The sequence below is a fragment of the Paenibacillus sp. genome (genome assembly GCF_031177825.1).
Lineage (GTDB): Bacteria > Bacillota > Bacilli > Paenibacillales > YIM-B00363 > Paenibacillus_AE.
In genome coordinates this window covers 38,681-60,345 of sequence record NZ_JAPSKE010000006.1, presented here as the reverse complement: position 1 = coordinate 60,345, position 21,665 = coordinate 38,681, and the positions used below count along the sequence as shown (strand labels likewise).

The 21,665-nt window shown below is 56.1% G+C and carries 18 protein-coding genes and 1 pseudogene; 6 read left to right on the top strand and 13 right to left on the bottom strand.

What is annotated here, in order from left to right; genetic code table 11:
* Window positions 1–716 precede the first annotated feature (716 nt).
* From RIN49_RS09130 to RIN49_RS09110, 5 genes are all read right to left on the bottom strand, one after another.
* Window positions 717–1,166 carry a hypothetical protein gene (locus RIN49_RS09130; RefSeq protein ID WP_309119863.1) on the bottom strand — a complete coding sequence of 150 codons (450 nt, stop codon included), beginning with the start codon at window positions 1,164–1,166 and terminating at the stop codon, window positions 717–719.
* A gap of 5 nt (window positions 1,167–1,171) precedes the next feature.
* A complete protein-coding gene (locus tag RIN49_RS09125) occupies window positions 1,172–2,236 on the bottom strand; it encodes a DEAD/DEAH box helicase (protein ID WP_309119862.1) in 1,065 nt (354 codons plus the stop codon).
* Window positions 2,237–2,271: 35 nt separating this feature from the next.
* Window positions 2,272–3,282 carry a phospholipase D-like domain-containing protein gene (locus RIN49_RS09120; RefSeq protein ID WP_309119861.1) on the bottom strand — a complete coding sequence of 337 codons (1,011 nt, stop codon included), beginning with the start codon at window positions 3,280–3,282 and terminating at the stop codon, window positions 2,272–2,274.
* A 175-nt stretch (window positions 3,283–3,457) separates the two neighbouring features.
* Window positions 3,458–4,255, bottom strand: coding sequence for a restriction endonuclease (locus RIN49_RS09115; protein ID WP_309119860.1), 798 nt, complete (start codon window positions 4,253–4,255; stop codon window positions 3,458–3,460).
* A 381-nt stretch (window positions 4,256–4,636) separates the two neighbouring features.
* Window positions 4,637–5,878 (bottom strand): MFS transporter, encoded by a 1,242-nt coding sequence (locus tag RIN49_RS09110; protein WP_309119859.1) that lies wholly within the window; start codon window positions 5,876–5,878, stop codon window positions 4,637–4,639.
* 522 nt (window positions 5,879–6,400) lie between these two features.
* On the opposite strand from RIN49_RS09110, the gene RIN49_RS09105 reads away from it, so the two are divergent.
* Together RIN49_RS09105 and RIN49_RS09100 are read left to right on the top strand one after the other, a co-directional pair.
* Complete coding sequence (locus tag RIN49_RS09105) at window positions 6,401–6,526, top strand: hypothetical protein (RefSeq protein ID WP_309119858.1); 126 nt, start codon at window positions 6,401–6,403, stop codon at window positions 6,524–6,526.
* A gap of 541 nt (window positions 6,527–7,067) precedes the next feature.
* Entirely contained in the window at window positions 7,068–7,865 is a 798-nt protein-coding gene (locus tag RIN49_RS09100; RefSeq protein ID WP_309119857.1) for an Ig-like domain repeat protein, read from the top strand.
* A gap of 213 nt (window positions 7,866–8,078) precedes the next feature.
* Here the strand turns inward: RIN49_RS09100 and RIN49_RS09095 are convergent.
* Window positions 8,079–8,877: pseudogene (locus RIN49_RS09095) on the bottom strand (SDR family oxidoreductase).
* 348 nt (window positions 8,878–9,225) lie between these two features.
* Complete coding sequence (locus RIN49_RS09090) at window positions 9,226–9,549, bottom strand: ArsR/SmtB family transcription factor (protein WP_309119856.1); 324 nt, start codon at window positions 9,547–9,549, stop codon at window positions 9,226–9,228.
* A gap of 100 nt (window positions 9,550–9,649) precedes the next feature.
* Between RIN49_RS09090 and RIN49_RS09085 the strand changes: the two genes are divergently transcribed.
* Complete coding sequence (locus tag RIN49_RS09085) at window positions 9,650–11,092, top strand: MFS transporter (RefSeq protein ID WP_309119855.1); 1,443 nt, start codon at window positions 9,650–9,652, stop codon at window positions 11,090–11,092.
* Between the two features lie 190 nt (window positions 11,093–11,282).
* Window positions 11,283–12,524 (top strand): S-layer homology domain-containing protein, encoded by a 1,242-nt coding sequence (locus RIN49_RS09075; RefSeq protein ID WP_375295225.1) that lies wholly within the window; start codon window positions 11,283–11,285, stop codon window positions 12,522–12,524.
* Window positions 12,525–12,562: 38 nt separating this feature from the next.
* On the opposite strand, the gene RIN49_RS09070 is transcribed toward RIN49_RS09075, so the two are convergent.
* Window positions 12,563–13,642, bottom strand: coding sequence for an Rpn family recombination-promoting nuclease/putative transposase (locus RIN49_RS09070; RefSeq protein WP_309119853.1), 1,080 nt, complete (start codon window positions 13,640–13,642; stop codon window positions 12,563–12,565).
* An 87-nt stretch (window positions 13,643–13,729) separates the two neighbouring features.
* Here RIN49_RS09070 and RIN49_RS09065 point away from each other — a divergent pair, with 87 nt between their 5' ends.
* Complete coding sequence (locus tag RIN49_RS09065) at window positions 13,730–14,488, top strand: FG-GAP-like repeat-containing protein (RefSeq protein ID WP_309119852.1); 759 nt, start codon at window positions 13,730–13,732, stop codon at window positions 14,486–14,488.
* 171 nt (window positions 14,489–14,659) lie between these two features.
* Window positions 14,660–14,983, top strand: a complete 324-nt coding sequence (locus RIN49_RS09060; protein ID WP_309119851.1) for a hypothetical protein — start codon at window positions 14,660–14,662, stop codon at window positions 14,981–14,983.
* Between the two features lie 119 nt (window positions 14,984–15,102).
* On the opposite strand, the gene RIN49_RS09055 is transcribed toward RIN49_RS09060, so the two are convergent.
* From RIN49_RS09055 to RIN49_RS09035, 5 genes are all read right to left on the bottom strand, one after another.
* On the bottom strand, window positions 15,103–15,270 hold the full coding sequence (locus RIN49_RS09055; protein ID WP_309119850.1) for a hypothetical protein: 168 nt from the start codon (window positions 15,268–15,270) through the stop codon (window positions 15,103–15,105).
* A gap of 241 nt (window positions 15,271–15,511) precedes the next feature.
* Window positions 15,512–15,670 (bottom strand): hypothetical protein, encoded by a 159-nt coding sequence (locus RIN49_RS09050; RefSeq protein WP_309119849.1) that lies wholly within the window; start codon window positions 15,668–15,670, stop codon window positions 15,512–15,514.
* 164 nt (window positions 15,671–15,834) lie between these two features.
* Window positions 15,835–18,081 (bottom strand): dynamin family protein, encoded by a 2,247-nt coding sequence (locus RIN49_RS09045; RefSeq protein ID WP_309119848.1) that lies wholly within the window; start codon window positions 18,079–18,081, stop codon window positions 15,835–15,837.
* Window positions 18,074–20,011 (bottom strand): dynamin family protein, encoded by a 1,938-nt coding sequence (locus tag RIN49_RS09040; RefSeq protein WP_309119847.1) that lies wholly within the window; start codon window positions 20,009–20,011, stop codon window positions 18,074–18,076. The genes RIN49_RS09045 and RIN49_RS09040 overlap by 8 nt, the downstream gene beginning before the upstream one ends.
* Window positions 19,995–21,653, bottom strand: a complete 1,659-nt coding sequence (locus tag RIN49_RS09035) for a dynamin family protein (protein WP_309119846.1) — start codon at window positions 21,651–21,653, stop codon at window positions 19,995–19,997. Before RIN49_RS09035 ends, RIN49_RS09040 begins: the two co-directional genes overlap by 17 nt.
* Window positions 21,654–21,665: the final 12 nt, after the last annotated feature.

The window sequence follows — 21,665 nt, the reverse complement described above, 5'->3', positions numbered from 1 at the left end:
TTGAAAATTCCTTCTCACGGTAATGACGAGTACGTGATCTTTTGACATAAATTGATGAAACTCCTTTCTAATGATAAGCAGCTCTATATGTTGCAACCGATGAAGATGGAATTTTAAAAGCCAGGGTCGTGAGGATCATAGCTTATTGAGGAGCGGCAATAGTTATGATACGTTAGGCGTCTATGATTAAATAGGCAACGGAATGAGGGCGAGCCCAAAAACAAAAGATATTTGCCCAAAAATATGCACTCAATACCACTTGATATTCTATAAAGTGACCACGATGGGATTCTTGGAGGATAACATTATCAAATAAAATCCAATAGAATTATCAAATCCATATCTACAAGGTTTTGTGGTGGAGTGTAGGGCGTAGTCGTAGTATATCGTCGTCGGGGAGTAGTCCATCTCGGGAGACGTCCAAATTCCGTTCCTTCATATAATGTACGCCCTCTTGGAAGTCGCCACGCCTTGTGTTTGCCTAATGCCGCCAGCACCTGACAAATCGTGTAGTTACAGTGCAGACCAAGCGGAACGTCGTCGCCAAGCTCCGTGATCGGACGACCGACGAGGTCAATTTGCTCGTATCGGTAGTTCAACATGTCTCGAAGCTCTCTGCAAACGAGCGGGTGTTGGACGAGCCACCATAACGCAGCCTCCACGCTATCGAACGACGCAGCCTTCTCCTCGGTGAAGTCTACGTCCCAAAACGTGTATCACAGCATGACGAGTAGCGTCTGTTCTTCAATGAACAAGCCAGCTAGCCGTTTACCGTGCCCCTCACGGACCGCTTCAACAAAATGCATCGCCGCAACCCAAGAACCGCGTGGAGTTGCTAAACGACAGCCGCTCCAGACCTCTCGACAGCAGCGTTCCCTCTCCGCGTCGAGAGCACCCTCGTAGGATACTACGGATTCTGCAACACCTATCCCGAGTACGGTCACCTTCGGCGTCCGTCCACACAATTCCACCGGCTCGACGTGCTGGTCCTCGAAGAATCGCCCGATTGGCGCGTCCGGCTGCGAGGTGAAGAAGTCCCGCACCTTGCGCCGCAGATTACGAATGTTGTTAATCGAACTCTTGATATGGTTCAGCACAATCTCCTGCGCCTGGCGCTCGAGCACGATGGAGCAACCCCGGGGCACATTCGAGAAATGATGCTCCATCTCCTTCACCACCGACCGCCGGTTCCGCGGCAGCAGCGCCTTGAAGCGGTCCTCGAAGTTGTACTCGCGCCGCGCATGGCCGACGAAGTCGAGCGCGCGTCTTTGCCTTCGCACAGCCTGAGGCCCCGCCCGAGCTGCTGCAGGTAGACGGTCAAGCTCTCTGCCGGCCGCAGGAACAGCACGGTGTTGACCTCCGGAATGTCGACGCCTTCATTGTAGATGTCGACGACGAAGATGAAGTTGATCTCCTTCGTGACGAGGCGTCGCATCACGGTGTCGCGCACGTCGTCGCCCGACTCGGCCACGAGGAAGTCCGACGGCACGCCCATCGCGTTGAACTGCTCCGCCATGAACGCCGCGTGCGCCTTCGACACGCAGAAGCCAATGCCGACGACGTCCCGCACGTCGGTGCAGTACCGCTCCACGGCCTCGAGGATGTACCGCGCGCGATCGCGGGCGCGTTTGTGGTCGAGGACGTAGACATTTTCGAGATCGGCTTGGACGTACTTCCCGTTCTCCCACCGTACCTCGCGCAGATCGACGCTGTCGGTCACCCCGAAGTAATGGAACGGCGTCAGCAGCTTCCGCTCGATCGCCTCGTACAGCCGAATCTCCGCCGCGATGCGCCCGCCAAAGTATTCGGTATGCACGCTCTTCCAGTCCGCCCGCTCCGGCGTCGCCGTTAGCCCGAGCAGCACCGTCGGCTGGTAATAGCCGAGTAGCTCTTGATACGTCGGAGCCGCCGCGTGATGGAACTCGTCGACGACGATGTAGTCGTAGAAGTCGGGCGAAGTGCGCGCCATCAGCTCCTGCGAGTGGAACGACTGGATCGACACGAACAGATGGTCAAGGCTCGCGGGCGTGACGCCGCCGACGAGCAGGTCGCCGAAGTTCAGGTCGCGCAGAATCGTGCGGAAGGTGTCCAAGCTCTGGCTCAGAATCTCCTTGCGATGCGCCACGAACAGCAGCCGGCTCGGACGTCCGGGCCGCGATTGCCGGAACCGGCGGTAGTCGAACGCGGAGACGACCGTCTTTCCCGTGCCCGTCGCCGCGACGACGAGGTTGCGCATGTGACCGTGGATGTCCCGCTCCGCCTGCAGCTTATCTAGTATTCTTGTTGGTAGTAGTAGGGCTCTATCTCGAAAATGACCCGCCGCCGCTCCCCCTCGCCCCCTCGCGTCCGCTCGGCGAGCAGCGCGCGTCGGAGCGTCGAGGCGTGCAGCTGCGGCACGTAGGTGACGAATTCCGCATGGTTCCAATAATGCTCGAACGTCACCTCGACCTTGCGCACGATGTCCGGCGCGTCCTGCTGCGACAGCTTCACGTTCCACTCGAGGCCGTGCGTCATCGCCGACTCGGACAGATTCGACGAGCCGATGTACAGCGTATGGAAGCCGGTGTTGCGCCAGAAGACGTACGATTTGGCATGGTGGCGGGTCGACTTCGTATCGTACGAAATCTTGATCTCTGCGCCCGGCAGCTTCGCCAGCTCTTCGACCGCCTTCGGGTCTGTCGCGCCCATGTAGCTCGTCGTGATGACCCGTAGCACGCCGCCGCGCGCCGCGAACGCCCGCAGCTCCTCGAGCAGCAGGTGGAGCCCGCTGAACTTCACGAACGACACGAGGAAGTCGATCCGGTCGCTCGTGGCGATCTCCTTGCGCAGCTCGGCGATCATGTTCGGCTCATGCGCATCGCCGGTAAACAGCGTGCTCGCCGCAAGCGACGTCGCGGGACGCACTGCCGGCCGCTTCCGCGCGCGCTCCGCCACCCCGAGCAGCTGCTGCGCCTCCGCGCCGATCAGCGCCCCGCGCACCTGCGCCGTCAGCGCCGGATCGAGCCTCCCGCCGAACGCTTCGCCGTCCTCGAGCAACCTAGCGATATGGCGAATGACTTCATTACAAAACGCCACCCGATCCGCCACTCGCCGCTCTTCCTTACTATCTATGTATTCCAGCACCTGCGTCAGCAGGCGTCCCATGTACGCGCCGAGCACTTTCGCCGACTCCGCCCCGTTGAGCGGACGCAGCTGTGGCTCCCACGCCTCACTCAGCCCGCGCAGCTCCGCCGCGACCAGCTCGTTGACGACTTGCTCATAGATGCCTAGCGTTAGCGACATGCGGGGAGCCTCCTTTTTGCAACCTGATCTTTCCCTTACATGAACCCTTCTAGAGCATTACGAAACACATTTCCCATTACAAAGTAAATATAAGCCGCCCCGCCTATTAGCACGAACATGAGCAGCAACAATAAGTAGACAACCGCTTTCGCCGACTTCATTCGGTCTCACCCCATCATAACGTCTTCGTATGCCGGCACGCCGGGAAGGTCGAGCAGCCCCAGAACAGCGTGCCGTCCTTGCCTTTCCGCTTCACCATCGGCGCGCCGCACCGGCAAGCGACCGCCGAGCCGGCGGCGACTTCCCGCTTCGCCTGAGCCGCCGAACGAACGGGAGCCGGAGCCGCCGAGCGAGGTTTGGCGTTGCGCGGCGAACCGGGGGACCATTTTCCCCAGGCTCTTAGTTTCTGTTCGACGATGCCGCCGTGCCAGTACTCTACCTTGCGGTCGTCCGCTTCCTTCTTGGCCGGTCCCGTCAGATCGGACGTGGTGATCAGCAACGCCAGAATGCAGTCGTGATTCCGCTTCGCCCCGACGAGCTCGCGTACGGTCTGGACGGGCACCATGTTGCCGTCGGCGTAACATTTGGCTTGGACGGCCGTCTTCTCTCCGCGTCGATCGACGATGACCAAGTCGACGCCGCCGTCGTTGCCGCCGACGCCCACTTCATGCACGGTATACCCCTGATCGCGAAAATAGAGTGCGAGCAGCCGCTCGAACTCCGGGCCGGATAACCGATCGAGGCCGCTGCCGAGAATTTCTTCGTCCGACCGAACCGCAATCGATGCGCGCTTCGCCGCGGAGGCCGCCTTCCGAGGCGCCGCCGACTTGCTTCGCGGCTTCTTCTCCGCCCGGCACTTCCGGGTCCAGGCAGCGCCCGCGATCTCCCCGACGATCACGCCGCCGATCAACAAGCCTAAGAACACGCCGAAATGCATCTTAGGAAAAAAATAATACAACCCGAGCGCCGCCATAACTATGATCCCTCGCAAGAAATACGCCAATTGCCGCCCTTCGGCGCGATATGTGCGTGCCGTTGCTCTCTCTCCCCGCCATCTATCGTAACCGTATACGACTGTTAATCTAGTAAATTATTCCCACCCCTAGTGTACCCCCTAAAGCACTAGAATTCTAGTAGAAATTTGGCTCTACCGTAACATGTCGACGTGACAACCGTTCGTCAGCGAACCTGTGTTTCTCCCCCCGAATAAAGCAATCACCTCGGAAAAGGATCCCGGAGAGGCTCCTCCCCGCCAACCGCCGCAGCGTCAAAAAAGGAGGACCCGCCGAACCCCGGCAGATCCTCCATACAATTGTTCCATTCGTCCTTGGCGAACGATCTGAATCCGCAGCCCCTATCCCCGCAATTGATCATCCTTCGGAAGCCAAGCCGTCAGCACGCCGAATAGAGGAAGGAATCCGGAAATGACCATGACCAGCGTTATGCTTGTCATGTCGGCCAACCATCCGAGCGTCGCCGCGCCGAGCGCGCCCATCCCGAAGGCAAGGCCGAAGAACAGTCCGGCGACGAAGCCGACCTTGCCCGGCACGAGCTCCTGCGCATAGACGACGATAATGGAGAAGGCCGACGACAAAATAAACCCGGCGAAGACGGCAAGCACCCCCGTCCAAAATAAATTGGCGAAGGGCAGCAGGATCGAAAACGGAGCCGTCCCGAGCACGGACGCCCAAATAATGTTGCGTCGGCCGAAACGATCCGCCATCGGCCCGCCGACGAACGTCCCGACCGCCGAGGCGGCAAGGAAGGCGAATAGGAACCATTGCGCATTAGCGATGGACAAGCCGAATCCGTCGATCAAGTGGAACGTGAAGTAGCTCGACATGCTTGCAATGTACACGTTCTTGGACATGACGAGGAGGATCAGGATCGTCATCGCCCACGCGATGCGCCCCCGGGTGAGCGGGCGCGCCGCAAGCCGGCTCGGGCTCGCCGCCGCCTTGCGCTTCTTCTCCTCCTCGAGCTGCGTGACCTTCTTGCCGTACCACCGAGCCACATAGGTTTGGATCGCGATGCCGGCAACCGCAGCGAAGGCGAACCAGATGACGCCCAATTGCCCGACATGGACGAAGAGCACCGCCGTCATGATCGGCCCGAGCGAACTTCCGAAATTGCCCCCGACCTGGAAGATCGATTGGGCAAGCCCTCGTCGTTTCCCCGCTGCTAGATAGGCGACTCTTGACGATTCCGGGTGAAAGATGGCCGATCCGATGCCCATCATCGTCACCGCCAGCAAGATCAGGGCATACGTCGGCGCCAAGGCGAGCGTAATAATCCCTGCAAGGGTGAAGCATACGCCCACAGGCAAGATGATCGGCAGCGGACGCTTGTCGGCGAAGAGGCCGATCAACGGCTGCAGGAGCGAGGCGGTCAAGTTCATCGCCAGGGTGATCATGCCGATCTGCGCATAACTCAGGTTGAGCTCATCCCGTAGGATCGGGAAAATAGAAGACACCGTCGATTGCATCGTGTCGTTCAACAGATGTACGACACTGACGGCAAAAAGGATCGGAAACACCGTCGCTTTCGCGGCGTCTCCAAGGTTCGCAGTATGTTGTTGTTTCGGTTTGTCACTCATTCGTCTGGTTCTTCCTCTCCACGGTCATCTTGTTTCTCTACATGACACCTATTGCTTGATATGTATGAAATTCCCGCAACGAGGCATTCCACCGTAACGGGCCGATCTATCGCCATGGACTTGTTCCACTGCCTACATCCCACCGAACCGCCATGAAACCAATCCCCTCCCTCTCGAAAATGTTCCATTCCCCCAAGTCTACCGTTCCTTCATCATTCCTGCCACATCCAAGTTCGAAAGAGGATACCCGATGAACTCCGTTGACGATCGCCCGCGGGTTTGAGACAATTTTCCATATCCTGTATCGCCCTGGAGCTCTTGCCATGACGTTGCTGCCGATTGCGCTTCTACTGGTTGTGGTCTATCTGCTCGTCGCCAGAAAATCCCGCGTAAGCTTGTTCCGCCGCCTGCTCGTCCCGATGCTGTTCTCGCTGTTCGTCACGCTGCATCTCAAGCATCAATTATGTCGTCAGCCTCATCCCTCACCCGGAGGGCATCAGCCTCCCGAGCTCCTACTTACACTTGAACTTCGGCGACACGAACTGGTCGGCGGAGCGATTCCGCGGCGCGTCCCAGATCTCCAGCTGGGTCTCCTTCGCATGGCTGTGCGCGACGGCCGTCGCCGCCTTCGAACGGAAGCGAAGCTAGTATCATTGTTGTTAATCTAGTAATTAAGAAGATAGTTAGCATACTTAAATTTATATAGCTCCGCGAGCGCCGATGTAGTATTCTATCAACCTAGGTACTTGTTACCACCTCATACCGAACCTCAGGGGGAAGACATCACGATGTTTCGAACACACACGAAACGATTGACCGCGCTGCTCGCGGCGGCACCTTTTCCACACTAGTATCGGGAACCCCGGCAAGCGCAGACGCAAGCCCGAACCCGCTGGAGGGCATCGTCCTCACGAAGCATGATTACCTCGGCTCCGTAGGGTTTGCCAACATTAATTACGAGGACGGGATCTTCTACCTGACCGGAAGGTCCAACCGGGTATACTCCGACGATGGCGGATCGAGCTGGAAGCGACTGTACGGTAACAATACCCAGAGGGACACGGCCGGCGACGGCAACGGGAACTTCCTCTCCATGACAGGTTCGGGAGGTTATCTTCTTTGGGATACGACCACGCGGGCATTGGAATCGTATGATAAAGAGATCGATTACCCGGGATATGGGCCGTCCATGGCAAGCGTGACTTACTTCAACGGGTCTTATTATGCGGCAGGCTACGAGATGGCCACGATGCCGCAGCTCGGTAGAATCTTCAAACTGAACGACGACGGCGAATCCTGGCAACACATTGCGGTTCAAGGTCCTGCGCTGGAGAACAAGCGTTTCAATAAAATCAGAACGAACGGGACCACGATGGTCGCCGTCGGGGAGTACGGTCTGATCGCGACCTCGACGGACGGCGTTACGTGGACCCAAAGAGATTCCGGGTCGAGTCAGCACTTGGAGGACGTAACGGTCCCGGCCGACGGCAGCCCGATGATGGCTGTCGGGATGAACAATACGTTCACGATCTCCGACGACGGCGGGGAAACCTGGGAAGCTTATGGCTTCAGTTATGATATGGCCGATATTATCAGCGTTACCTATGCTCGCGGGTATTACGTCGTCTCCACCGAGTACGGACAGATTCTCTATTCGACCGATGCTCGGAATTGGACGGAATTCGATCATGGCTTCGGAAGAATCTCGATCCACGCCATTAATATCGACCTGCCAGGGCAGATGGTGCTTGCCGGGGGAGGCGGCTTGGTCTATTCCGTAAGTAAAGCTACGACCTCCACGGCATTAGCGAGCAGTGCGAATCCGGCCTCGGCAGGGCAAGAAGTTGTCTTTACCGCGACCGTGTCGAAACCGTCGAATTCCCCGGTTACGGCCTCGCCGACGGGGACGGTCACGTTTAAGAACGGCGAGTCGGTATTGGGCAGCGCTCCGCTCACGGTAGGACAAGCGACTGGTGAGAGAAAATAACGTTCTTTAACGCACTTATTGATCTAGTGCGTTTTTTTGTTGCGTTCAAACTGCCGGCATAAAATTAAAGTTGTTTAATGATTCAATAATCGCGATGTATCCACCGCTTTATCTTGAAAATAAAGTTGTTTACCGATGCCACTTGCTAACTACTCCCGCCGATCTCTCCACAAAGTCGTTACTTTTCCAATGGCCTCCGCAAAGTTGCCTTACTTAGAATCCGCCCCTAGAATGGATGATTTGTCCGGTAATCCATTGGGAATCATCGCTCGCCAAGAAAACAATTAAACGAGCTACATCTTCAGGTAGACCGATCCTGCCCATGGGAACTGTGGCAGCAGTGAACGTTTCACCTCTTCCGGCATCCAACCGGAATCAGTGGCTCCTGGATCAACCGCATTCACTGTAATGTGCAGTGGTGCCAGTTCTACCGCCAGACATTCTGTGAAAGTAGAGACGGCTCCTTTCGTAGCGGCATAAGCGAGATTCCCCGGCATCGGCCCTTTTCCTTGACCCGATGTGAGGTTGATGATTCGACCGTATTGTTCGGCTTCAAGATAGGGGTAGAACTTTACGGTCTGCTCAGCTTCCAGCATACGAGCAATTGATAACATAAACGTACCTTAATGTTCACGGCACAGTGCGCATCGATCAGCGAAGCGTTTATTTGTCGAAAATCTGCAGAGACGCTGTAAGCGGCGTTGTTGACGAGAATGGTCGGCAGTCCGACAGCCAGTCGGGCAGCTTCTAGCAGTCGGGAAGGGGACGCCGGATCTGTTAAATCCAGTTCCATATGTGCTGCCCGTATACCATAGGCGCGAAGCTCCCCGACAAAGAGGTCCGGCCAATTCTTATCCGCATCTCCCGGATTCTCGGTTTTATCGTAATCGTACAAATGCGTAAAAAATACGTTTGCGCCTTCTTGGGCTAACGCGCGGCACACGGCAGCCCCAATGCCGCCGGGGCGGCTTGCGCCTGTAACAATCACAGTTTTTCCATGTAATTTGTTCATTCGATTCCTCCGTTTTATGAGGGAGCGAGTTAACTGTATGAGTACTGGAGATGGTATTTTCTCCGGTCAACAACAAAAAAACGGATACATCAAGTATCCGCGACCGGTTTTTTCAAACAGTCTCTCGCGTCCCTTGAATGGTTGCAGATCGACACAGCAAACGAGGCATGTGACCAATTGTCACAATACCAAGACGGACGATCCGATATAGGTAACCATTACAAGGAAGTCCACATTGTTCCGCGAGGCCCCTTTCAAACATCTCCCGTATGGACTCTAATGAATACATCCAGCTTTGTCAAGGTACTCCGACTCCTCAGAACGCCTCAAAAGCCGACCAACAACAAACTAGAACAACCCGTATAACGATTCGACTAAACTTTTAATCCGTTCGGGATTCAAGAGATAATAAATCCGCTTTCCCTCCCTACATTCTTGAATGAATCCTTCTTCCTTTAGCTCCTTTAAATGATACGAAAGTTTTGACGACGAAATATCACCCAAACCGAGCTTAAGATCTTCCGGGCAGATGGCATTGGCAAAATTCGAACAGATTGGCGCCTGATAGATCTCACGCCTGCCCTCTTTGAGAAGCATCATTATTTTTAGCCGAATCGGATCGCTAAGCACTTTAGCTGCGTTGGCTAACGCCATTTCATCATTTGGTCTCATGTAAAAATTATATCACCACACCCTTGACATTTCAAATTTATTTGAAATATAATCGCCTCATAATATTTCAAAATATCTTGAAATGTGGGAGTGGTTCAGAATGTCTTCCGATCCGCAAGTCCGGATTCAAGCCGCAACACCGGAAGTACCAGGTGTCAAACAGCGAGCCCTAGGATGGATCCTGGCTCTGCTCGCCTTGGCCCAACTCATCTACTCGCTGGACATCAATATCGTTTTCGTCGCACTCCCGGAAATCGGCCATGCGCTCGGGTTTTCAAAGCAATCGTTGCAGTGGGTGGTAAGCGCGTATACGATTTTTTGCGGAGGCTTCCTGCTACTTGGGGGACGTGCAGCCGATTTGCTCGGACATAAGCGCATGTTTGTTTTCGCTCTGCTCCTCTACGCGCTTTCGTCTTTACTCGGCGGACTCGCTTGGAACTCGCTCGTCATTATCATCGCCCGCGCCATTCAAGGCGTTGGTGCCGCGTTTCTGTTCCCTGCTACATTGTCGCTCATCAACCGATTGTTTGAGGAGGGGCCGCGCAGGAATCGCGCGCTTGCCGTATGGGGGGGCGCCGGTGCCAGCGGACTGACAATCGGATCGCTGCTAGGCGGATTGCTGACTGATGCATTCGGCTGGGAAGCCGTCTTCTATGTCAATGTGCCGCTTGCGGGAATTGTTGCGCTGGCTGCCGTGTTTCTTATCCCTCGCGATGCGGCAAGGGAACGCAAGCGCCGCTTTGATGTACCTGGTGCCGTTACGGTGACCGCAGGCGCGACCCTCCTGGTTTATGTTCTTGTGCAGGGACCCGAATTCGGATGGACATCTTTGAGTATCATGGTTTGCGGCATCCTTTCCCTAATACTCCTAGCAGTCTTTGCCGTTATTCAGGCACGAAGCGCCGATCCTTTAATGCCGCTGCATCTCTTTCACAATCGCAGTCTGGTTGCAGGCGTCATCATCACGTTCATTTTTATGGGAACTTTCGGTGCTCTGCCGTATTTTCTCACGATCCTCTTTCAGAACGTGCACGGATACAGCGCTCTGATAACCGGACTCGCCTTTCTCATCCCTTCTTTGGCTATTGCCGCGGGTACTCAGATCGGCGAACGTCTAGCTACCCGTTTAGAAACACGAAGTACTCTGCTTATCGGCATGCTCATCGGCGCCACCGGTACGTTGCTGATTCCGATTGGCGCGCATGTCGACAGCAGTTACCTCAGCATCGTTCCGGGGCTCATTATTTCCGGCATTGGGCAAGGGATAACGTGGACCGGTATGTGGGTCGCCGCATCCAGCGGCGTACCCGAAGAGAATCAAGGCGTGGCATCCGGAATTGCTTCGACCACGCTAAACATCGGCAACGCCGTGGGCCTTGCCATTCTCATCGCTGTGGCTTATTCGGGCATTCAAGGACAGAAGGGTGACGTACTACTTGAAGCCATCGCCGCAGGTGAACGGACAGCGATTTATCTGACGGCCATTGGAATCCTTCTCGGCGCGGTAGTTGCCTTATTTTTACCGCGAAAACGAAACGTTTAAGGACCGCCGGATCGTAACAAACGTCAAGTGAGCCGTGAAGAAGCCGGAGTCGCTCCCGAGCACTTCGGCCATCTTCGGTCATGCCGTGGCTAGCTAACATTGATGCCCTCCACATTATTTCAATTAAAGAACTCTATTTTCAGTTAAAGAACTTTATTTTCTCTCGTCAGCGACTTATGCCGTCTCGGATTTGAGCATCGGCACGCATCCAATTACGGCGGTATACAGCGGCGATGGGGCGTTAGGTACAAGTACATCTGCGCCGGTATCCCAAGTCGTAACCGAAGCTGTACCTAAGAAGGCCACGACGACGACTGTCACAAGTACGCGAAACCCGTCTACGGTAGGTCAGTCCGTAACGATTCGCGCGACGGTGACGGGAACCTCCGGCACGCCGACGGGCACCTTGACCTTCATGGACGGCGGCACGGTACTGAATACCGTTCCGATGACGGTGGGCGCCGCAACCTACTCGACGACGCATTTCGCGGTAGGGACGCACCCCATCACCGTAACGTACAGCGGAGATGCCGAGTTTGAGGGCAGCACCTCCGCACCGCTCGCGCAGACGGTAGCTGTCGACGATTCCGGAGACTCCGACGACGGCTCGGGCGGAAGCAGCGGCGGAAGCGAACCGACGACGGGTACGCCGCCGACGACGCCTACGACGCCAACGGTGCCGAAGACGCCTGAACAGCCGAATGCGCAGCAACCTGTAAAAGCCGGAGAAATTCCGCAAGACCCGAACGATATCTTTAGAAGCCAAGTCGTTCGCGCGGACAGCAACGTCATTGCCGGCGTTCAAGCGAGAACGGCGGAAATCCTAGAGACCGGCGGACAATTCGCAGCCATCCAATACAATGATATCGGGGAACACTGGTCCATCTCGAACGTCGAGAAGCTGACCAAGCTCGGCGTCATTCACGGGTATCCGAACGGCGGCTTCGAGCCGGATGCGGTCATTACGCGAGCGGAGTTCGCGGCGATGATCGATAGAGGCTTCGTGGACATGGCGAAAAGGAACGTGGAGATCAACGAGGAAGATTTCGCGGCATACAGCGATATCGAGGGGCATTGGTCTTCCGATAACCTGAAGCAGCTGGTAGCCGTCGGCGTCATGACCGGTTACGAGGATGGCACGCTCCGTCCGGAAAAGACGATCACGCGCCAAGAGATGGCCCTCATGATCACTCGGGTACTGAATGCTTATATCTTGAACCGCGATACATCGGATGTAGCCTTCAGCGATTTGGACGGCGCGTATGGCGCGGAGGCGATTAAGAAGGCAGCGGCATTGGGCATTTTCACAGGGAAAACGGAACAACGCTTTGACCCGCATGCGGGCGCGACGCGCGCCGAATCCCTCCAGACGATCATCAACACGTATACGTTAAGCCCAGCCATCGAGGAAGCGCTGGACAGCTTGAACTGAACGACAGAAAACCACCCATCGGGTGGTTTTCTTCATTATTAAGTATTGGTTTCGCGGATGGCCCGAACCTGTTCAATGTCCATGCCGGTGAGTTCGGCGATCAGCGGAAGCTCGAAACCCTTTTCCAACATGTTCTTCGCCACATCGATCTTACCTTGTTCCATGCCTTTCTCCATGCCCTTCTCCATACCCTTCTCCAAGCCTTCCTCCAGCCCTTTCGCGACTCCGTCCGCAATGAGGCTGTTTCGTTCCATGAGCGAATGTTCCCGGGCTTCATACAACCGATACGTCTCTTCGTCGCCGCTTAAGCGGAGCAAGAGCTCTTCGGTTTTCTTCAGATCCGGGTCTCTCTCGATCAGCTCTTGCCGTTCATGCTCCGGCATGTGTTCCGTCAGATACAGCAGCCAGCGATGCAATGGATTGCTCATATCCTTCTCCATCCTCTCGAATTTAGGAAGTTCCAGAAAATGCACCTCGAACGCGTCGGTCAGCAACAAGGTCTTATCTCGATCATCATAGAGGTGAAAAGTGGTATGGAACGCCTCGCGCTCTTGAAACAACCTGAAGTCCAGCAGATTGATCGTCACCGTGCGCTTCAGCTTGCTGTAATCGTCCCCCTGCTTTACCGATCCGATGTACATCTTACTCATGTAGAAAAGGGAGCGCCGCGCCATATTCCGTTGGTCGGTAAGCTGCATCTCGATATCGTATAGCACTTGATCGTCGGATTCCGCAAAGATGTCTAGGCGTCCCGTCTTATCGTCGGCCATCTTTTTGTTCAGTTGCTTGTTTTCTTTCACTTGCACATCGCGGATGCGCTTCTCGCCTTCGAGGCCGAGGATCGCATTCAATAGGCTGATCAAGCTCTCTTTGGACTCCTCTTCCCCGAACAGCTTCTGGAAGATGAAATCATTCTTCGGATTCATCCTGCGTACCATAGCGGACGTTAGCTTCGTCATGCTTTCCTTCATTATAACACGCTCCTTCTCGAGTTTGGATGTCGGGCAGACCCCTTCGTTCGGAGCGAAAATGCAAAGAAGCACATCCTCCCGCGAACGGAAAGGATGTGCTTCATCCATTGATTCGACTATACCATGTCGTGCGAGCGATGACCACATCTTCTCGTTCGCCGGTTCAAGACGGCACCATTCGCCCACAGGCGCATACAATGGCCGTAACAATTATCTACTGGAGTGTGGCGAAACATGGACGCAACTTCCTACTATGGAGTTTATCCCTATTACGGGTTTTATCGTCAGCAAGTGGTCGCAAGCAGCGCGTACGGGGATGTGAACGGCGACGGCGTGCCGGATTACGTCTATTTGACGGCGGATGCGTCGGCGGAGCAAGGGAGCCCTTACCTCCAAAACGTGACCGTCAACATTCAAGACGGCGCGACCAAACGAGTATACACGATCAAGCTCGTCCCGAATGCCAACTCGGGCTACAATCCGACGGTGTTCCTCGGCGACTTCACCAAAGACGGCGTCAAGGACATCCTGGTCGCGATCGATTCCGGGGGCTCGGGGGCGTTCACGTTCGACTATGTCTTTTCGTTCGTGCACAATCAGGCGCGCAAGCTGTTCGACTTTAATACGTACAACGAACAGAACCGGTACACCGTTCAATATATGGACGGCTACAAGTTGAAGGTCTCGAGCTTAGCGACGAAGACCGACTACCTCATCGACATCAGCGGGCGGGGCGCCGACTACTTGTCGCAGCTGTACGACGCGAACGGCAAGCTGATCAAGCCGGTCCAGGGCAACGCGAACGGGGTGAGCGGCTTTTATCCGGTCGACATGGATCGGGACGGCCGGTATGAAATTCAGGCGTACCAACGCATCACCGGCCTGTACAACGCGGATTCGTTCGGCTACGTGATCAATACGCTGCAGTGGGACGGGAGCCGGTTCGCTATTTGGCAGCAATGGATGGCCATCTTCGGCAGCTCCGGAGGCTGATCGCACTAGCGAACCGAGTGCGCTATTAGTGAAGTGCGGCTTCATTAATAGCGCATTCGGTGCGCTATCCCCGCTTTACCACCCCATATCTTCCTAACGTAAATGGTTGACCGTCACCCAAGGGTTTGAGACAATCATTTCCAAAACCCCATTAACCCGTGGAGGTGGATCATGACGTTCTTGGTTATCGCGACTCTATTAGCCATCGCATATCTGCTCATCGCCCGATGGCTTCGGGCGGATCTGTTCCGCTCCCTGCTAGTCATCTCGCTGCTCTCCCTGTTCGTCACTCTGCACCTGGGTCTCAATTATGTCGGCAGCATGGCGGAGAGCACGGAAGGCATCGGATTAACGAGCTCGTACTTGCTCTGGATTTTCGGCGACTCGAATTGGTCGACCTACCGGTTCGGCAATGCGTTCCGCATGTCCAGTTGGATTTCGTTCCTGCTTCTCGCCGCCCTCGCCGTCATCGCCCTCATCCGAAAACGCGGCTAAACGCGCGACTGTGAACTACTCCTCGTTCTCAAAACCGTTGTAGCGGCACCATTCGATCGCCGTAACCTTAAAACCTGCGGAACGCTCCCTGCCTTGAATGGCTGCCGCCAACGGTTCCCCTACCTTCGATTTTCCCGGGAGTAGGTGAAATCCGCCATCATCTCGTATTCATCGAACTTTTCCCGGTCAGGAATCTCCTCGTAGAATTCACAATTCACATAAACAACGAACGCAATCCGAAGCTCGTCGCCCAGGACGGTCACGACCTGGCCCGTACGTCGATCCACGAAGCTGCAACCATCCTCGAATTGTATTCCCCTTCCATCGTCAATTCCTGCAACTTCACCTTCACGCGTATCCTCTCTCCTTCCCCGTCTCTCTACCTAGAACGCCCGTTACCTAATTGAAATCTACTAAATCACCCGCCTGAGCTAGGGAAATCACCTTAGAAAGACACCGCGCACACCCCGCCGACGGCTAATCCCCATAATATGAAAAAAGGACCTGCCTCCCGGCAAGCCCTCCACGTCACTCCCCTATAATCTCAAGCAAATCCGCAGTCGATTCCGCTGACACCTGGTAGATGCAGTGCGTCTCCTCCGCATCCATGATCGTCGCATGCTCAAACCGCGCATCCAGCCGCAGATAGTACGCCTCCGTCGAACCGTCGCGGGACGTCAGCCGCACGCCGTATTCCGCTCAGCCACATTAATGATGCCGGGCTGCTTCTCCGCCTCGCGAATCGCCTTCGCGATCCGCTCGATCGTCGCGGACGACGCCCGACTTTATCCGGCGACGTCTCGCCGAAACTTTTCCTGCTCACGCTTAGGGGAGCCTGACGGGGCAAGCAACTACCTTTGTAATTGACCGACGTCCGCCTTCAACCAGCCAATAAGCTGCTCATGCTTGCGAATATGCTCGTCGCGATCCTTGATGCCCTTCATCAGCTTTTCCCGTTTGGACTTGGACTCCGCGAGCACCTCGTCGATAAATTCCCGGCTGATGCTCTCGAGCGCCGTCTCGACTTCGTGGAGCTTGACGTTCATTTTCTCGGAAGTGTCCTTCAAGATTTCATCGGTTTGCGCGTAGAACAACTCCTTCAGTTTACCGACGTTCCCGCCCTCGACCTTCCCCATGCCGAAGGCGTCCGTGACCCGTTTCCGGTAGATGCCGCTGTCGAGGTCGAAGGTGGGCAAGGAGATTTTATTGATGGTTTTGTTCACGGGCGTAATGACATCCTCGAAGTCGAAGTTCTCGTCCGACAGGTCGTGAATCCCGAGGATCGCTTGCTTAAGAGCGACCTTGAGCCCTTCCATATTCATCATTTCGGCATAAGCGGCTTTCAACTCCCGCTCCAGCTCGATAGCGAGATCGGCCAGCTGGTCGATCGTCTGATGCACATTCGCGTAGGTATAGTTCTTAGTTTCGTAGATGTCCCGTTTCTTCAGCCACAAGAAGCCGTAACGTTCCGTGCGGACGAGCTCGCGTTTCGACTCCTTCTGTTCGTCGAAGCGGCGATAGTTTTGTACGGCATATTTGAAGTCCGTCTGCAGGCTGCTGAAGTGCTTCTTCATGTCGGTGACGAAGTTGTCGAACACCAAGTCGATCTTTTTCCGGGAACGCTCCATGACGGCGATAACCGTCTTATACGTTCGCTCGATATCCTCGCCAGAGGATTCCCGGATGGTCATCAGATCCTTTTCAATCTCCGAAATAATCGTCAGTAACAGCTTGGAAAATGCGCCTTCCTGCTGGGAAAGCAGGTTTTCGAATCGGCTTTGAAGGATCTGGTCTTTCTCCGCTCGTACCTTCGGCAACTGGACTTTGCGAATGGCCTCGATGTTGGAAAGCTCGAGCATCAACTCCGGCGTAAGTGTGTCCTTACGGAACGTGTCTCGCAGATTGTCGAACAGATGCTTCTCCTCGGTCGACAGCTCCCCCATGCGCTTGCCGATCTGATACGCCATAGACGAAGTAAATACAGGCGGGAGACTGTTCTTTAAGCTCTGGATCACGCTGTTATCCGGGTACATTCGGATGATGGGATGCACGGTGGCTTCGGCTTGTCGCTCCAGCTTATCCGTAATGTACTTCAACGCGTGAACGAGCGATGGATACCGATGACCCTCTCCGAGAAGAACGGTGTCCAGCTTGCTGCCGATCAGGACGACGTTGACGATTCCCTTATCCGGGATGTTCTGCGTGAACAACTCGACGTCTACCGAATCCATGAACTGAGACGAATAGCTGAGCAGGAAGACTACGTCGCACTTGCCGAGGTATTCTCTCGTCCGCTGTCCCCTCGAAAGAATCGGATCGTTCACGCCAGGCGTATCGACGATGTCCATGTCCCGAAGCATCTCTTCGGGAATGTGCAACACCGTGGACTTCACGATCGGCGTAAATTTTCCGTTCGCTCCGACATAATGCTGCAGCTTGCCGACCAGCCGCTCGGTATCCGCGAACCCCTCCAATTCCTCGGTGCGTCCCAAATAATCTTCGATCGGGAGCTTGCTCTCCTGCGCCATGGCGACCGATATATACGCCGCCTTCAGATCGTCGGGCGCCTTCACCATATTCATAAGGTCTTGCTCGGTCAGCGGGCGCTCCTTCGTCTTCTGGGACCCTCTCAGGAGGCGTCTCGACTTTTCAACCACTTTCTCCACGGACGACTTATCGTCTTTGCTCCGCCTCGCTCGGTTCAACAATTCCTGATAGCGCAGCGCCTTGTCATGCAGCACGCTCCACTCTTCCTTGGTGAAAAATTCGACCTCAGCTCTCGGCTTCTCTCCATAGGTCAGCACAGTTAACGCGGCCGTCATCGGCGTGGCCGCCTTCGGCAGCAGCTCGTGTCCGTCGAATAGCAAGGCGTTCAAGAAGGTCGACTTGCCCGCCTTTACTTGCCCGACGACGCCGATCTTCAGCTTGCGGTTGTCCTCCAAAATATAGGAAGCGTCTTGCTTGAACATCTTTAGGAAGTCGGTGATCGCATGCAGATGTTGCTCCCCGAGCGTCTCCCGATGCTCCTCGTATTTCTCGACGATCTCCCCGAAACGCCGGATGTATTCTTCGACGGTGTTCTCGCCCTTCTTAGTCATAACGGGAATCGGACTCCTTCAAATAGGTGAGTAGACATTGACGGTAAGAGGCATCGAGCGATGCCGCGATGCCGGTGCCGTATCGTACAAGTTCGGAACGCAGCAGCTCCTCGGCCGCGGGAAGAGCCGCTTCCGGAATCAAGGCGCCGCTGAGTCGCTCGGGAAGCGGGAAGCGCGCCTCCTCCGTCGGATGTGCCTGCAGGGTGTCGGCAAGCCCGTCCGATAACTCGCGCAAAGAAGCATACAGCCGGTCCCGGATCGCCGCGCGCGCGTTGTTCGCGGGAAGCTCCGCCGCCAGCTCGGACACGAAGCGATGCAGAAGCTTCCGAGCCGCCTGCTTCAGACCCTCCGCCATCGCTTCGCAGCGCCGCGTCCACATGCGGTGCAGCTCCCGATCGGCGAGCTCGATGTGCCGAAGATGGAGCAGCTCTTCGATCAGTGGGCGGTTATGCTCGAAGGCGTTCGCCGCCGACTTCGTGCGCGAGAACAACTCTTCCAGCCGGTTATAGATCGGCCCCTGAAATTGCGGCGCAGCCGGCAGCTCGGCAAGCTCGAACCGCAGCGCCAGCCGCTCCGCCTCCGCCGTCAGCTCGGCGAGCGGCTTCCGATCTAAGAGCTCGTGCAGCAGCTTCTCCCAGGCCGTCTGCAGCTCTTCGAGCACGTCTCCTCCCGGGTCCGACGGCGCAATGAGCAGCTTCTCGATTTGTACAATCTTGAGCCGATAAGGCTGCAGTACCGACTCATACCGCCTCAGCTTCTCGGCGCTGCCGTTGATGTGCTGCCGCTTCTCCTGAATTAACGCGCTCAGCAGCTTCTTCTCTTTCTCCGACGCGGCAAAGATCGCCTCCTCGTTCAGCTTCTTCAGCTGCGTACGATTCTGCTCCACCGCTTGCTCCGCATATTGCTTGTATCGCTCGACGATCGCCTCGAAGTCGCCCAGCCAATGGACCGGCTGCTTCTTCTCCTTGGCAAGCCTCTTCAAGAAGGTCGTCAACTTATCCGGCGCATAGTCGATTTGCTTCTTGCTGGAATAGGCGGCCACCCCGCTGAAGGGAATGGCGTTCTCCTTCAACGTATCCTTCACCGTTTTGAGCACCTGCTTGATCTGCTCCTCCGTCTTCGCGTCCGCCTTGTTCAGCACGAAGAAGATGTCCTTCGTCCACCCCAAGCTGCGGATAAACCGGAGATCGTCCTGAGGAATGACGCCGCGTTCAATATCGATGACCCAGATGATTTGATCCGCCTGCGTCAGCGCAAGCCGGGCGATTGTCTCGTCCCGCTCTTCGGTCCGCTTCTGAGCGTCGGACCTGGAATATCCCGGCGTATCGAGAATCGCGAAGGGGTAGCCCTTTCCTCTTCCCTCCACTTGAATAAGCATATGACGCAACAATGGCGACAGATTCAGCCGGTACTGCTCCGTGAAGGCATGCGTCACCGCCTGAATCGCCGCCTCGTCAAGCAACACGTTCCGGTTGAAAATGTTCCTCGCCTTATACATCGTTGGCTTCCCGCTTACGACATACGTGGCCGTCGAGGTGGTCGGCGTCGTGTCCACCGGTAGCACCTCAGTGCCGATGATCGAATTAATCAGGTGCGACTTGCCTGCGCTGAATCCTCCGCCGATCGCGACGACCTGTCTTCCCGCGAGTTCCGGAATGGCTGCAGCCTGCTTCAGCCTCGCCAGGAATCGCTGCACCTCCGCGTACAACGACGCATCGTTCGGCACCTGGAAGCCGCCGAAGTCCTCCGGATATTGACGCGTCAGCAAGTCCTCCAGCTGCGCAAGCGCTTGGTCCAGCTCCGTAGGTTTCTCCCCCCCGCGAACGAGGCGCGCCATCAGCAGAATGCCCAACTCCCGGTCGGCAATATAGCGGTTACGCGGGTCGAAATCGTCAAGCGCCAGCTCCCGAACTTTATCCCACAGCGACAAGCGAGTTCCGCTCCTTCCGGATGGCCGCGAGCACCTCGTTCACGGCGCCGATCGCTTGCTCCAAGCGGAACACATATTGATCCTCTTCCTCTTCCGCAAGGATCTTGTCCTGCTTCGCCTGCTCCAGCGACGCGATGATGTCCTGCTGACGCGCATGCAGCGACTCGCCCAGTTGTTGCCTGAACTGTGCGTTCACGTCCTCGAGCGCCCGCACGATGTTCGGGTGGAGCCTCTCGAGCACCTCCGGGATAACTTGAGTTTCGATCGTCTGTTGCAGGCGCTTCTCGGTATTCAGGAACAACTTAATAATGTCCGGGGCGAAGAACAGAAGCAACTCGAGCCAAGGCGCTACGACCGCCGTAAGGATCGCCATGCCCCCGATCAACGTCCGGAAAGCCGGGGAGGATAAAGTGTCGGTCACCTTTTCCAACAAGCTGGTTTCGGCTGTGCTCGGATCGATCGTATTTAAATCCAGCTCGTCGGCGATCTGGGCTTGTCTCGCGGAGATGTGCCGATAGCTTGAACTTAAGATGTCCGTCACGCGGCTCTCCACCGCATGAACCAGCACCGGACGCAGCGTCTGATTGAGCAGCCGCTTGAACGGCTCGGGGCCGCCCTTCGCCGCTCGCGCGAGCGTTTCTACGTTATCGAGCATGGCGTTGCGGATGTCCTCTTGAATTTCGGCGACGGTGGAGGAGCCGAACTGCTTGGATACGCGCCCGCTCTCGAGCTCGACCTCCTTCTCTAGCTGCGTCAAGCTCTTCTCCAGCCGTTTCATCTTCTCGTCGATCTCGCTATGATCCAACCGATAGTGCCGCAGCCGCAACTCAAGGTCATTCTTCACCTGCTCGGCCAGCTCGATCGCTTTCGGTTCCAGATGATCGACGAGAATGCTCGGTTGCTCGAGTGAAGCGAGCAACTTCGTAAAGTCGGCCAGGTCGCCCCGCTTCGAGGACACTTGCCCAACCTGCACCTCGAATCCGGTTACGTTCGACGCCGTCTCCGCCGCCTGCCGTGCGATCGCCCGAATGTCCTCCGGTAGCTTCTGGTCGGTCTTGGAGATGAGGACGGCGCAATCCATGTCGTAGATGTTTAATTCTTTGAGGAAATCCAGCACTGACTCCTTCAGCCCGTATTCCGCCTCGGTGAGGATCAGATAGAAGACGCCCTTGCGCACATAGGACAGGATCGCTTGATTATGCTCCTCGAGCGAGGAGTCCAGTCCCGGCATGTCCACGAGCACGATGTTGTCGAGCCTCTTCAAAGCGTCCGAGCGGAGAGTCACCTGTACATGCGAATAGGTTCGTGAGGAGATGGACTTCAGCTCGTCCAGCGAGTACCGCGCGGCGGTTCCGTCCTTCTTGTAGGCGACAACCTCCTCGGTCTCTCCATACCGCAGCTCCGCAGCGATGGAGGTTTCCGGCAGGAAGTCGGTGGGCAGCACGTCGCGGCCGAGATACGTGTTTAGCAATGTACTCTTGCCGGCATTGAACGTCCCGATGAGCGGGATCAAGATGCGGAACTCCTCGATCTCGCTTCGGGCGGCTCTGTTTTGTTCGATGATGTGCGGAGGAACTTGGTGTTCAATTCCGATCGCTTCCAATTGCTCCGCCAGCGCTAAGATTCGTTGTCTGTAGTCCATCGTGGTTGCTCC